The sequence below is a fragment of the Oricola sp. genome, from assembly GCF_022763245.1.
GTDB lineage: Bacteria > Pseudomonadota > Alphaproteobacteria > Rhizobiales > Rhizobiaceae > Oricola.
In genome coordinates this window covers 1-12,835 of the sequence record NZ_JALEGV010000015.1, presented here as the reverse complement: position 1 = coordinate 12,835, position 12,835 = coordinate 1, and the positions used below count along the sequence as shown (strand labels likewise).

Here is a 12,835-nt window from a genome sequence, read left to right as displayed (position 1 = left end):
TCGATGGAAAAGCAACGCATCAGGATCGAGCAGCACAGCGGGCTGGGGCTCGTCTGGCTGGCAGGCTGGCTGTTCATGCTCGGTTATCTGGATTTCAGCTTCTGGAGGGGCGTGCTGGCGCTGTTCATCTGGCCCTATTATCTCGGCGTCGAAATGGCGGTGCCGCCCGTGCCGGCCTAGGGATCTTTCGCAATTCGTCGAATCGCGAAAAATCCCCGTCTCCTCGTTTCGTCGCGGTTCCGGGAGGTCAATCGGCCTCCGCTGGACCTGGAACCGCTCCGGTCGTGCCAACGCCGCGCCTTGCCAAGCGCCGGCCGGGTCTGTAACCACGGCGCGTTTTCCATCGGAGTGAAACCATGCGGCTTGGCGGACGGGTCGATGCGGCCATCGAGGTGCTGCGCGATATCGCGGAGCGGCGGCGCCCTGCCGCCGATGCGCTGAAGGATTGGGGCCTGTCGCACCGTTTCGCCGGTTCGGGCGATCGCGCGGCGATCGGCAATCTCGTATTCGACGCGCTGCGCAAGAAACTCTCGACCGCCCATCTGATGGAGGATGACGGCCCGTCGGCGCTCGCCTTCGGCACGCTTTGGCGGCAATGGGGCCTGTCGCCCGAAAAGATGCAGGAGTTGTTCGAGGGCGACCGTTTCGCGCCCGAGGTTCCGGTCGCGGCGCTGCAGGCGGCGGCATCGCGCGATTTCGCCTTCGCCAAGCCGCATGTCGAGGCCGACATTCCCGACTGGTGCGCCGACTATTTCGAGGAGAATTTCGACGACGAGTGGGTGTCCGAAGCCGCGGCCCTGTCGGAACGCGCGCCGCTCGACATGCGCGTCAACACGCTGAAGGCCGATCGCGACAAGGTTCAGAAGCAACTCGCCAAATTCGGCGCCAAGCCGACCAAGACCGCCCGTCACGGCCTGCGCATCGCGCCCGGCAAGGGCGCGGACCGCCTGCCGAACGTCCAGGCCGAGCCGGCCTTCCAGAAAGGCTGGTTCGAGATCCAGGACGAGGGCAGCCAGATCGTTGCCGATCTCGTCTTCGCCCGGCCGGGCGAGCAGGTTCTCGACTATTGCGCCGGCGGTGGCGGCAAGACCCTGGCGCTGGCGGCCGCGCTCGACAACAAGGGCCAGGTGCATGCCTGGGACGCCGACCGGACGCGGCTGGCGCCGATCTTCGACCGGCTGAAACGCGCCGACACGCGCAATGTCCAGGTTCATGCCGCCGACGCCGACCTGTCGCCGCTTGCCGGCCGCATGGACCGCGTGCTCGTCGATGCGCCCTGCACCGGCTCTGGCACATGGCGGCGCAACCCGGACGCCAAGTGGCGGCTGACGCGCGCGGCGCTGGAGAAGCGGCTGGAGGAGCAGGCCGAGGTGCTCGACAAGGCGTCGGCCTATGTCAAGCCGGGTGGCTTCCTCGTCTACGTCACCTGCTCGGTCTTCCCGCAGGAAAACGAATACCAGGTCTACGCCTTCGGCGAGCGGCACAAGGATTACGACCTTCTGTCGGCGGGGGAGGTCTGGCAGGACCTGTTCGGCTTCGACAAGGCCCAGCCCTGGTCGGCCGACATGAACTGCATCACGCTCACCCCGCGCGCCACCGGCACCGACGGGTTCTTCTTTTCGGTCATGCAGCGCCGCGGCTGAGCGGATTTTTCGCAACCGAAACGGTCTCTCGTGCGTATTGCCCGGCAGGACAATTGCGCAGGAGGTGACAATGCACCCGCAATCCGGGCGAAGCGGCCCGTGGAAATGGCTCACGCTCATTCTGTTCCTCGCCCTCGTGATGGGCGGCGGGACGCTGATCGGCGTCTCCGTGCCGCCGGGTGCCTGGTATGCGGGGCTCGACAAGCCATGGTTCAACCCGCCGAACTGGATCTTCGCGCCGGTCTGGAGCACCCTCTACGTCCTCATCGCGATCGCCGGCTGGCGCACGTGGCGGCGCGCGCCGACGGGGCTTTCGATGCAGGTCTGGTTTGCGCAACTGGCCTGCAACTTCGCCTGGACGCCGGTCTTTTTCGGCATGCACATGCCGGGCCTGGCGCTCGTCATCCTCGCGGCGATGCTGGCGCTGATCGTGCTCTTCGCACGCCTGCAGTGCACGCCGGATCGGGTATCGGCACTCCTGTTCGTGCCCTATGCCGCATGGGTCTGTTTCGCCGGACTTCTCAATCTGTCGATCTGGTGGCTGAACGGCCAGTGACCGCAACCGCGACGCGATCCGTTGGCGATCGTGTCGCAAACGCGTTTGGTTGAAATGCCGGTTCCGGGCCATGATGGGTCTTTCACGAGTCGGCGTCCGTCGTCTCGCCTTTGCCCATCAGTCCGGACCGTCGCATGCAGTTTCAGAATATTTTTCATGATTTCAGTTCTCTGGAGAACCTCCTCGGCCACCTTTCCTACACGCTGACGATCGTCTCCATGCTGATGCGCAGCATGGGGTGGCTGCGCCTGTTCGCCATTTCGTCTGGCGTCGTGGGGATGACCTATTATCTCGGCATGCGCGGCGACTATGTCAGCGCGTTCTGGGAAACCTGCTACGTCCTGGTCAATGTCGTGCAGCTGTTCCTGCTCTGGTACGAAAACCGCATCGGTCAGTTCGACGGGGTGGAGCGCGAATTCGTTTCCCACGCGCTGGAGGATCTGAAGCCGGTGCATGCGGCCAAGCTCCTGCGCCAGGCGCAGCACGAAACCATTGCCGCAAACGAGGTGCTGGTCGTCGAGGACAAGCTGCCGGACCGGCTCTATTACGTCGTGTCGGGAGAGGTGCGCATCGAGCAGAAGGGCGTCGTCATCGGCGCCTGCGGCAAGGGCGATTTCCTGGGCGAGATGAGCCTGTTGTCGCAAGTCGAGGCTTCGGCCACGGCGATCACGGTCACGCCCTGCGAGGTGCTGGTTTTCGAGCGTCCCGCCCTTGAGGTGCTGCTCGAAAAGGCGGATCCCGTGCGTCACGCCCTTCATGCCGGTATCTCGCGCAATCTTCTCGCCAAGATCGACCGCATGAACGCCTTCTCGGTCCACATGCAGACTGCGTAATGGCCCTACTGCCGGCGCTGTGCTAACCCGAAAGCCCCGAGACGGTGAACCGACCGATGCCCTTCTTCGAACGCCGCGTCCGCGAGTCCTTCGCCCGTCAGCCCGCCATGCAGACCATGGGCGGATCGCTCACGCAGGTGCGCGAGGGCCATGTCGAGATCGAGCTCGATCATGACGTCCGGCTGACCCAGCAGCACGGCTTCATGCATGGCGGCATGGTCGCGGCCGCGCTGGATTCGGCCTGCGGCTATGCGGCCCTGACGCTGCTGCCCGCCGATGCCGGCGTCCTGACCATCGAGTTCAAGGTCAACCTCCTCGCTCCGGCGAAGGGCGAGCGGTTTCGCTTCGAGGGCGACGTGGTCAAGCCGGGCCGCACCATCACGGTTGTCGACGGCACGGCCTGGGCGCTGAACGGCGCGAACACGAAACGCATCGCCACGATGACGGCGACCATGATGACCATCGTCGGGCGCGAGGACGTGAAGGACTGAGCATGAAGATCGTCGCAGACTGCCGGGTTCTCTACGTGATGGCCGCCGATCCGGAATACGGGCCGCATCTGAAGACGCGTTTTTCGCCGCTGATCTGCGGTGTCGGTCCGGTGGAGGCGGCGGTGAACGTCACCCGTGCCTTGGCCGACGCGCGGCCCGATGTCGTCGTCTCGCTCGGTTCGGCCGGATCGCGCAGCCTGGAACAGGCCGAGGTCTTCCAGGTCGCCTCCGTCTCCTATCGCGACATGGACGCCTCGCCGCTCGGCTTCGAGAAGGGCCGGACGCCGTTTCTCGACCTACCGGCCGAAGTCGCGCTTCCCCACCAGGTCGAGGGCCTGCCCTCGGTACGGCTGTCGACCGGCGGCAACATCGTCTCCGGCGCGGCCTATGAGGGCATCGACGCCGACATGGTCGACATGGAAACCTTCGCCCTCTTGCGTGCCTGCATGGCCTTCGATGTTCCGCTGATCGGCCTGCGCGGTGTCTCCGACGGCGCCGCCGACTTGCATCACTTTGACGACTGGACGCAATATCTCCACGTCATCGACGAGAAGCTCGCCGATGCGGTGGACCGGGTCGAGGCCGCGATCGGCGACGGGCTACTCGGATGAGCACGGCGCGCTCCGGCCTTGAGGTTCGCCCGGCCGAACCGGGCGACGTGGCCGAACTTTGCGGCCTGCTGAACGAGATCATCGCCATCGGCGGCACGACGGCCTTCGAGACGCCGATGACGGAAGAGGATTTCCACCGCGCCTTCATCGACGCGCCGGGCCTCATATCGCTGTTCGTCGCGGTTGGCGAAGGCGGGCGGCTCCTCGGTTTCCAGTTCCTGACGAGCCACGACAAACTGCCGGACGACTGGGCGGACATCGCCACCTTTGCCCGCGTCGGTTCGCAGACGGCCGGCATCGGCCGCGCGCTGTTTTCCGAGACGCTGTCCCTCGCGCGGCAGCGCGGTCTCGCCGCCATCAACGCGACCATCCGTGCCGACAATGAAGGCGGGCTCGCTTATTACGACCGCATGGGCTTCATCACCTATTCGGTCGATCGTGCCGTGCCGCTGCAAAGCGGCCTTCCGGTCGATCGCGTGTCGAAGATCTTCCGCGTGAGCCTGCCCGGCGCGTGAAAAAAGCCCCGCTGTCGCGGGGCTGTAAGGTGCTGGAGGTCGAGTAGGGGAAGCCGTCAGGCCGCCTTCTTGTTGAGCTTGTCCTCGGCCAAACGGGTCAGCTTGGAATCGGCGCTCTTCTCTTCCTCGATATTGTCGCGCAGCAGGCTGATCGCCTCGTCATGGCCGAGCAGCTTCGCCCAGGTCAGAAGCGTGCCGTAGCGGGTGATCTCGTAATGCTCGACGGCCTGCGCGGCGGCGATCAGCGCGGCGTCCAGCGTTTCCGCGTCCTTGATCTCGTCGATCAGTTCCTCGGCTTCCTTGACGATGCCTTCGATGGCGGGGCACTCCTCGCCCTCGGGCTTCTTGCCGATGGCCTCGAAAACCTTCTTGAGGCGTTCGATCTGACCCTCGGTCTCGGCGAGGTGATCCTTGAAGAGCTTCTTCAGCGACGGATTGCTGCTCTTCTCGATCATCGTCGGAAGGTTCTTGTGGATGAAGTTTTCTGCAAAGAAGACGTCCTGAAGCGTGTGCTCGAACAGGTCTGAGAGGTTCTTGACGGTCATGGCGATGCTCCTTGTCAGGGGGAAGCGGATCGTTCCGCCTCTCCCAAACGCCGCGCCGCCGCGTTCGTTCCCGCAAAACGCGCCTTGGCTTCGGATTGTGATCAGGCAGCCAGCCCCTCGCTGTCACCGAAGAACACGCCGAGCATCTTGAGACGCTGCGCTCCGTCGCGCGAAACATACTCGATCCCGTCATCGCTTGGCAGCAACCGCCATTCGCCGGCGTGGCCGCTGTCCCATTCGGTTGCGTATCCGTCGTCGGTCAGGCGCCAACGGCCCGAGCGTGTCTCGCCCGTGTCGAGCTTCATGTGCCCGGTCCCATCCTCGGCGAGATAGACGAAGGCCGGCTTGCCGTTGCGCTCCAGCACGTGGGTGCGCCCGGCGGTGAGGAAGCGAAGCATTTCTCCTGTGAGCATCGTCATGGCAATCTCCCGGTCTCTTGTGTCGCAGATTTGGTCAAGTAGATTGACCATTGCGACGACTACACCGTGGAACGAATATGGTCAAGCAACTTGACGAAAATGCGCGTGGCGCCGGACCCGATCACATAGGCATCCGGCTCTGGACCGCATGGGAGGGATGGAAGGCGGAATTCGTCATGGCCATGAACGCGGCCGGCCATGACTGGTTCACGCCGTCGCGCGCCACCATGCTCGGCTTCCTGCCGCGCAAGGGCCTCCGCCAGTCCGATCTCATCACTCGCATGGGCGTTTCCAAGCAGGCGGTGCAGCAGTTGATCGACGGGCTGGAGCAGGAAGCGGTGCTGGAGCGCATTCCCGATCCGGCGGACAGGCGCGGCCGGATCGTGCGGCCGACGGCAAAGGGGCGCGTCGCGCTCGACGACGCGGACCGGATCAAGGCCGAGATCGAGGCACGCATCCGCGCCCGGATGGGCGAGGAGCGGTTTCGTCTGCTGTACGAGACGCTGGGCGAAATGCGACGCGACGGAGAGGGGGCGGCATGATTCCGGCGTTCTGCACCGTCAAATCCCCGTGGGCATTGCAGCGCAGCAATTGAAAGCCGGCGAGACTCGCATTAAAGCCGCTCCATGAACGCTCCCGACCTGACCATCCATCCTGAAAACGTCCTGATCATCGACTTCGGCAGCCAGGTGACGCAGCTGATCGCGCGCCGCGTGCGCGAAGCGGGCGTCTACTCCGAGATCGTGCCGTTCCAGTCGGCCCTGGAAGGCTTCGAAAGGCTGAAGCCGAAAGCCGTGATCTTTTCCGGCGGCCCGTCATCCGTGCCCGATGAAGGCAGCCCGCGCGCGCCGCAGGCGGTCATCGATTCCGGCGTGCCGATCCTTGCCATCTGCTACGGCCAGCAGACGCTCTGCCACCAGCTCGGCGGCAAGGTCGAGGGGGGGCATCATCGCGAATTCGGCCGCGCCGACGTCGAGATCCTCAAGGAGAGCCCGCTCTTCGACGGCTTTTGGACGCAGGGCTCCAAATATCCGGTCTGGATGAGCCATGGCGACCGTGTGACCGAATTGCCGGACGGCTTCGAGGTGATCGGCACCTCGCCCAACGCGCCGTTTGCGATCGCCGCCGACGAGAGCCGCAAATATTACACGACCATGTTCCACCCGGAGGTGGTCCACACGCCGGACGGCGCCAAGCTGCTCGCCAATTTCGTGCATCGCATCGCCGGCCTGAAGGGCGACTGGACCATGGCCGCCTACAAGGACCAGGCGATCGCCGCGATCCGCGAGCAAGTCGGCGACAAGAAGGTGATCTGCGGCCTGTCGGGCGGCGTCGATTCCAGCGTCGCCGCCGTGCTAATCCACGAGGCGATCGGCGACCAGCTGACCTGCATCCTCGTCGATCACGGTCTGATGCGGAAGAACGAGGCGAACGAAGTCGTCGCCATGTTCCGCGAATACTACAACATCCCGCTGGTTCATGTGGACGCCGCCGACCTGTTCATCGGCGCGCTGGAAGGCGAGGCGGACCCCGAGAAGAAGCGCAAGACCATCGGCAAGCTCTTCATCGACGTGTTCGAGGAAGAGGCCAACAAGATCGGCGGCGCCGATTTCCTCGCACAGGGCACGCTCTATCCCGACGTGATCGAGAGCGTTTCCTTCTCCGGCGGCCCCTCGGTGACGATCAAGTCGCACCACAATGTCGGCGGTCTGCCCGAGCGCATGAACATGCAGCTCGTTGAGCCGCTACGCGAATTGTTCAAAGACGAGGTGCGCATCCTCGGCCGCGAACTCGGCCTGCCGGAGCATTTCATCGGCCGCCATCCCTTCCCGGGTCCGGGCCTCGCCATCCGCTGCCCCGGCGGCGTGACCCGCGAGAAGATCGCGATCCTGCAGGAAGCGGACGCCATCTATCTGGAGGAGATCCGCGCCGCCGGCCTCTACGACCACATCTGGCAGGCCTTCGCCGTGCTTCTGCCGGTTCAGACGGTCGGTGTGATGGGCGACTATCGCACCTATGAATTCGTCTGCGCGCTCCGCGCCGTCACCTCCGTCGACGGCATGACGGCGGATTTCTACCACTACGACATGTCCTTCCTCGGCAACACGGCGACCCGCATCATTAACGAGGTCCGCGGCATCAACCGCGTCGTCTACGACGTGACGTCGAAGCCGCCGGGCACGATCGAGTGGGAGTAACGGTTCTCCGATTGGGGCTGGCGTAAGGAAATTTGCGCCAGCCTTAATTTATTGAAATCACAATATTTTCTAGACTGACTCCATTTTGGCCAGCCCACGCCAAATTGGGCATGAAAACCACTTTGACGGTATGCCGAGGGCCAGAATTCGGGAGCCTCAGTAAATACTGTAGCTCCGTCACGCCCTATGTCGTCGAGGTTGACCGGCTCGGCGAAGTCCGTGAAGCCGGTCCCGTCACCGAAGCTCACTCTCCGAGCTATGAGCAGATCGCTTGGTATCTCGCCCGTGTTAATGAGGATGCCCGCTTGGTCTCGATCGCCCCGATCGTGGTACGCAAGGCTTGCCGCCTACGACTAGACGACCTCCGAAGCCGCCAACACATTGAACGCCTTTGCCAGCGACAGCGATCCATTCGGCAAGGTCAGCAAAAAGACCGTCACCGTCGAGGTGACCAGCGTGGTGCGCTCCTCGCCGGATAGTCTCGATATCCGCTGGCGCGAGGAAGAGTTGGAGAACGGCTCGCTTGCCGCGACCACGCGCCACCGCGCCGTCCTCACGATCATCCTGAAGCCGTCGCGCACCGAAGAGGCTCTGAGGAAGAACCCGCTCGGCATCTATGTCCATGCCGTCAACTGGAGCCGCGAGCTCACTCCCGGAGAAGACAAATGAGAAGACTGATCGTGCTTTGCGCCTGCATGACCCTTGGCGCCTGCGCCCACAAGCAATTGCCGCCCGAGATCGAGTTCGACACCGCATCCTTCGAGCCGGCCGCGCTCACCGTCGATCCGCCCGGTCCGGTCACTATTGTCGAGAAGGCCAAACCGCTGCCCTTGCCGGGCCAGTTGAAGAAGGCGCCCGGTGCGGCCGGCAAGGCTGTCATGGATGATCGTCCGCCGGAGGAGCGCATCGCTTCTGCCAACAAAGCCGCCAAGGTCGAGCCGACAAAGGACGGTTACGTGAATGCGATCCAGATCTATCCCTTCGTGGAGGGCGCGCTCTATCAGCTCTATACCGCGCCTGAACAGGTCAGCGACATCGTGCTGCAGGCCGGCGAGCGGATCGTCGCGGTGTCGGCCGGCGACACGGTGCGCTGGGTGATCGGCGATACGGTCAGCGGCTCCGGCGATGCCGCCCAGGCGCATGTGCTGGTCAAGCCGATCAAGGAGAGCCTGAAGACCAACCTGGTCATTATCACCGACCGGCGTACCTATTATCTGGAACTGACGAGCGACACCGAGACCTATATGGCATCAGTCTCCTGGCACTATCCGCGCGACGAGCTTCTGGCATTGCAGCGCCGTAACGAGACCGCGAAGGCGGAACAGATCGTTGATCGCGGGTTGCGGCTCGATCAACTGAAGTTCCGCTATGCGATCAGCGGCGACAATCCGCCTTGGCGCCCGGTCCGCGTCTTCGATGACACGCATAAGGTCTACATCCAGTTTCCGGGCCGGCTGGACCAGGGTGAGGCGCCGCCGCTCTTCGTCGTCGGGCCGAATGGCGAGAACCAACTCGTCAACTACCGGGTCAATGGCAGCTACTATATCGTCGACCGGCTCTTTGCCGCCGCCGAACTCCGTCTCGGCTCCAGGCCGCAGCAGATCGTCCGCATCATCCGAACCGACGGCCGCACGTCTGGCCGCCGCACCCTGATGGATATCATCGCCTCAAACCGGGGAGGTAATCGATGAGTACAGAGAATGGTGGCCCTGCGCCGAAGCTCGATCCGGTAGACCTCGCCCTGCGGGTCAAGCCGCGGCCGGTCAGGCGCATCAACCGGCGTGTCCTGCTGCTGCTGTCCGGCACCGGGCTGATGCTGATCTTCGGTGCGGTCGTCGTCGCGCTTGATCCGCCAAACCTGTTCGATCGTGCCGAGACGGGCAGGGAACTTTATCGCACCGGCAACAATCCGACGCCCGAAGGCCTCGACCATCTGCCGAGCCGGTACAGCGACCTCAAACCGACAATCGAACTCGGTCGTCCATTGCCGGGCGATCTCGGGCCCGGTGTGGTCAGGGCGGAACGCGATCTCGGTATCGAGGGGTCGCCGGACCTGCCGTTCCGGCCCGATCCGGAAGCCGATGCCGCCCGCGCCGAGCGCATTCGTCAGGCGCGACTGGCGCAGCAGGGCAGGGAATCCGGCGTGTTCTTCCAGCTCACCTCCGGCACAAACGGACGAGCCGCTCTCGCGGGGCAATTCGACGAACGGGATCGGCAGACAGGCGCAACACCAGCTCTGTCAACTGTGCAGGCGAACAACGGCATTCTGCGTACTGCCGGCACGGTCGATCCGCTCGGCATCGGCCTGCAACAGGATCAGAACGGCCAAGACCGGAAGCTCGCCTTTCTCAATGCCGATGTCGACGACGACATCTACAGCAAGCCTGCCCTGCAGGATCCGGTCTCGCCTTATCTGCTCATAGTCGGCACGATCATCCCGGCGAGCCTGATCACCGGCCTCAACTCCGATCTGCCCGGCCGCGTCATCGCCCAGGTGACCGAGAACGTCTACGATACGCCGACCGGGCGGTTCCTGCTCATCCCGCAGGGCGCGCGTGTCATCGGCTCCTATGACAGCCAGGTCACCTTCGGCCAACAACGCGCGCTCGTCGTCTGGCAGCGCATCGTCATGCCGGACGGATCCTCCATCGTCATCGACAATTTGCCGGCTACCGATACCGCCGGGTATGCGGGGCTCGAGGATCGCGTGGATTTCCACACATGGCGGCTGCTGAAAGGTATCGCCCTGTCGACCCTGCTCGGTGTCGGCACCGAACTGACCTTCGGCGACGATGAAAGCGATCTGGTGAAGGCCATTCGCGGTTCGGCGCAGGACAGCGCCAACCAGGCCGGCCAGAAGCTCACCGAGCGCAATCTCAACCTCCAGCCGACCATCACCATCCGCCCCGGCTGGCCGCTTCGCATCATCGTGCACAAGGACATCGTGCTGCGGCCCTACGGCCAGCGGGAGGCATCGCAATGACCCTCAAGCTCGACCGGTTACCCGATCGCGAGGCGGTCAAGATCACCTTCACCGCGGACGCCGACCTGAAGGCGGCGCTGAACGACTATGCCGAGATCTATCGGCGCACCTACGGCCAGAAGGAGAGCGTGGCCGAGCTCATTCCCTTCATGCTGAACGCCTTCATGGAAGCCGATCCGGGGTTCCGGCGGGCGCGCAGGCAACTCGCGGAAACGCGCCGGCAATCATCGTCATCACAGACCAAGGAGGCATGACCCATGGCGACTATCGGTAGCTTCACAGCCGTCAAGGACGGCTATACCGGCACGATCCGGACCCTCACCGTCAACGTCAAGGCGAGCATCGTCGCCAATGACAGGAAGGCATCGGACGGTGCGCCGGATTTTAGGATATATGCGGGGCGCGCCGAGCTCGGCGCCGCGAGGAAGGCGAAGACCTCGGGCGAGGAGCCGCGCGATTACTTGAGTGTCGTGCTCGACGATCCGAGTTTCCCGGAACCGATCCGCGCGGCGCTATTCGAGGAGGATGGGGTGGGGTTTCTGGTGTGGAGGCGATCCAAAGACTGGGAGCATGAACAAGGCTGATTCATAGACATGGACTAATCGTGGAGGGAGTCGTGCCGGAGCGCTTCCCCTGCATCAACGATCACGTGCGATAGGACAAAAGGGAAGTAGCGCTTTCAGTGTCGGGATAGCCGCGGAGATGTCGCTTCGCGCCCATGCAACGGGAATGTGATGCGCGCGAAACCGACCGATCTACATGCTCCAAACTGATTAGACGCTGCAACGGAAGTCTTTGGTTCTGATACGCTGGATCATGGTTGCGGCATGGTGAGCCAAGTATAATAATAGTAATTTTGAATAAATGATCATTTGTAAACGTCTCTTGAGTGCCTTTCTGACACCTGAAAGCGCGAAAATCCCCGGAAAAACGGGCGCTCTCGTCGACCTGAGCGTGGATTCACGGGTGGTCTGTTCAATCCCGGAGACCGCAGCGCTCATTATATATAGAGCGGCCAAATAATTACCGGTGTGACGGAAACGAGAAGCATGATAGCTTCCGTGTCGCAATCAAAGCTTCGTGTTATCAATGGCATATGAAATCGGAAACCTGACCCATGAGACCCTCCTGAAGCCGTTGGCGGCCGCTGAGGATGCTCTTGCCCGGCTCGATGAGCGCGTCTCGCGATCGGAGGTCGGGCCCGGCTTTGCCGAACGTGCAGATTTCTTCGATTCCATATCCAGTATGTGGGTCGGCGGCGAGTTGGTCCATCTTGAGGATCTGGTTCTCCACGACGCACAGATGGACGTTCGGGCGCCGAGCCATGAGCTCGTCATCGCGCATCGCATCGTGCGGGCGCGGCGACGGGTGTCACGCAACGATCCGGGATGGGCTGTTTCGCGGTCAGGGATCATGGCGCTGGCTGGCGTTACCGAGGAACCTTCCGCCGAATTTGAACCGCCCGACAGGGGAGGGGAGGAGGTCGAACTCGACTTGGTCGATCACGATGCGCTGTCTCCCGAACTCGCCGAGATCGATGAGGTTCTCGCTCGTACCCAATGGCTGGTCAATGGCAATGCGGGTGTCGAACAAAGGAAGAGAGAACCCGAGATCAGTGTCGGCGAGCTGCTCATTCGCGATCCGGATTGGGATGAAGGTGAGCGGATTGGCGAGTGGCTTGTTCTGGCCAAGCAGGTCGAACGGCTTCCGGCTACACTGGCGGCTGTGCTTCTCTGGGACGCCTGGGAGCATCTCGAACCGCTGCAGCGTCAGCACTGGCTCGGGCAGGTGCTCATCTCGGATTACCTGCGATCGCGCAGAAAGGTGCGGTCTCACCTTCTGGCCTATGCGGTGGGATTGCGCGACATACCGCGCGAGCGCCGGCGGGGTCGAGATCGGACGACTAGGCTTGTCGCGTTTCTCGATGCGATGACCGCGGCCGCCGCGGCCGGGATAAAGGATATCGATCGACTAACACTCGCCAAGCATCAGCTTGAACGACGTGCGGTCGGCAAGCGGTCGACGAGCAGTCTTCCAGTTG

Annotated in this window: 16 protein-coding genes and 1 pseudogene; 15 read left to right on the top strand and 2 right to left on the bottom strand. The window is 63.4% G+C overall.

Translation table 11 applies throughout. The features are described from left to right. Positions 1-3 precede the first annotated feature (3 nt). From MRY80_RS09820 to MRY80_RS09790, 7 genes are all read left to right on the top strand, one after another. Positions 4-180 (top strand): hypothetical protein, encoded by a 177-nt coding sequence (locus tag MRY80_RS09820; protein WP_293290531.1) that lies wholly within the window; start codon positions 4-6, stop codon positions 178-180. A 176-nt stretch (positions 181-356) separates the two neighbouring features. Beyond that, positions 357-1,643 carry an RsmB/NOP family class I SAM-dependent RNA methyltransferase gene (locus MRY80_RS09815; RefSeq protein WP_293290529.1) on the top strand — a complete coding sequence of 429 codons (1,287 nt, stop codon included), beginning with the start codon at positions 357-359 and terminating at the stop codon, positions 1,641-1,643. Between the two features lie 70 nt (positions 1,644-1,713). After that, positions 1,714-2,199: a TspO/MBR family protein gene (locus MRY80_RS09810; RefSeq protein ID WP_293290527.1), complete on the top strand. Its 486-nt coding sequence runs from the start codon at positions 1,714-1,716 to the stop codon at positions 2,197-2,199. Positions 2,200-2,333: 134 nt separating this feature from the next. Continuing rightward, complete coding sequence (locus tag MRY80_RS09805; RefSeq protein ID WP_293290525.1) at positions 2,334-3,032, top strand: cyclic nucleotide-binding domain-containing protein; 699 nt, start codon at positions 2,334-2,336, stop codon at positions 3,030-3,032. Positions 3,033-3,088: 56 nt separating this feature from the next. Beyond that, a complete protein-coding gene (locus MRY80_RS09800; RefSeq protein ID WP_293290523.1) occupies positions 3,089-3,523 on the top strand; it encodes a PaaI family thioesterase in 435 nt (144 codons plus the stop codon). Positions 3,524-3,525: 2 nt separating this feature from the next. Next, on the top strand, positions 3,526-4,134 hold the full coding sequence (locus MRY80_RS09795; RefSeq protein ID WP_293290521.1) for a 5'-methylthioadenosine/S-adenosylhomocysteine nucleosidase: 609 nt from the start codon (positions 3,526-3,528) through the stop codon (positions 4,132-4,134). Next, positions 4,131-4,649, top strand: a complete 519-nt coding sequence (locus tag MRY80_RS09790; RefSeq protein ID WP_293290520.1) for a GNAT family N-acetyltransferase — start codon at positions 4,131-4,133, stop codon at positions 4,647-4,649. Before MRY80_RS09795 ends, MRY80_RS09790 begins: the two co-directional genes overlap by 4 nt. A 56-nt stretch (positions 4,650-4,705) precedes the next feature. Here MRY80_RS09790 and MRY80_RS09785 read toward each other — a convergent pair whose 3' ends face one another. Next, a complete protein-coding gene (locus tag MRY80_RS09785) occupies positions 4,706-5,194 on the bottom strand; it encodes a DUF892 family protein (protein ID WP_293290518.1) in 489 nt (162 codons plus the stop codon). 101 nt (positions 5,195-5,295) lie between these two features. Then, positions 5,296-5,613: a hypothetical protein gene (locus MRY80_RS09780; RefSeq protein WP_293290516.1), complete on the bottom strand. Its 318-nt coding sequence runs from the start codon at positions 5,611-5,613 to the stop codon at positions 5,296-5,298. Between the two features lie 77 nt (positions 5,614-5,690). Between MRY80_RS09780 and MRY80_RS09775 the strand changes: the two genes are divergently transcribed. The 8 genes and pseudogenes from MRY80_RS09775 to MRY80_RS09740 all read left to right on the top strand — a co-directional run. After that, positions 5,691-6,155 carry a MarR family transcriptional regulator gene (locus MRY80_RS09775; protein WP_293290514.1) on the top strand — a complete coding sequence of 155 codons (465 nt, stop codon included), beginning with the start codon at positions 5,691-5,693 and terminating at the stop codon, positions 6,153-6,155. A gap of 84 nt (positions 6,156-6,239) precedes the next feature. Further along, on the top strand, positions 6,240-7,811 hold the full coding sequence (gene guaA, locus MRY80_RS09770; RefSeq protein WP_293290512.1) for a glutamine-hydrolyzing GMP synthase: 1,572 nt from the start codon (positions 6,240-6,242) through the stop codon (positions 7,809-7,811). Positions 7,812-8,183: 372 nt separating this feature from the next. Further along, a pseudogene (locus MRY80_RS09765) lies at positions 8,184-8,480 on the top strand (VirB8/TrbF family protein); the annotation flags it as partial. Then, complete coding sequence (gene trbG, locus MRY80_RS09760; RefSeq protein ID WP_293290510.1) at positions 8,477-9,502, top strand: P-type conjugative transfer protein TrbG; 1,026 nt, start codon at positions 8,477-8,479, stop codon at positions 9,500-9,502. The pseudogene MRY80_RS09765 and the gene trbG, both read left to right, overlap by 4 nt. After that, entirely contained in the window at positions 9,499-10,794 is a 1,296-nt protein-coding gene (locus MRY80_RS09755; protein WP_293290508.1) for a TrbI/VirB10 family protein, read from the top strand. The genes trbG and MRY80_RS09755 overlap by 4 nt, the downstream gene beginning before the upstream one ends. Beyond that, positions 10,791-11,048: a DUF2274 domain-containing protein gene (locus MRY80_RS09750; protein ID WP_293290506.1), complete on the top strand. Its 258-nt coding sequence runs from the start codon at positions 10,791-10,793 to the stop codon at positions 11,046-11,048. Before MRY80_RS09755 ends, MRY80_RS09750 begins: the two co-directional genes overlap by 4 nt. A gap of 3 nt (positions 11,049-11,051) precedes the next feature. Next, complete coding sequence (locus MRY80_RS09745; RefSeq protein ID WP_293290504.1) at positions 11,052-11,378, top strand: DUF736 domain-containing protein; 327 nt, start codon at positions 11,052-11,054, stop codon at positions 11,376-11,378. A 505-nt stretch (positions 11,379-11,883) separates the two neighbouring features. After that, the coding region (locus MRY80_RS09740; protein WP_293290502.1) for an RHE_PE00001 family protein at positions 11,884-12,835 on the top strand (952 nt) is incomplete at its 3' end.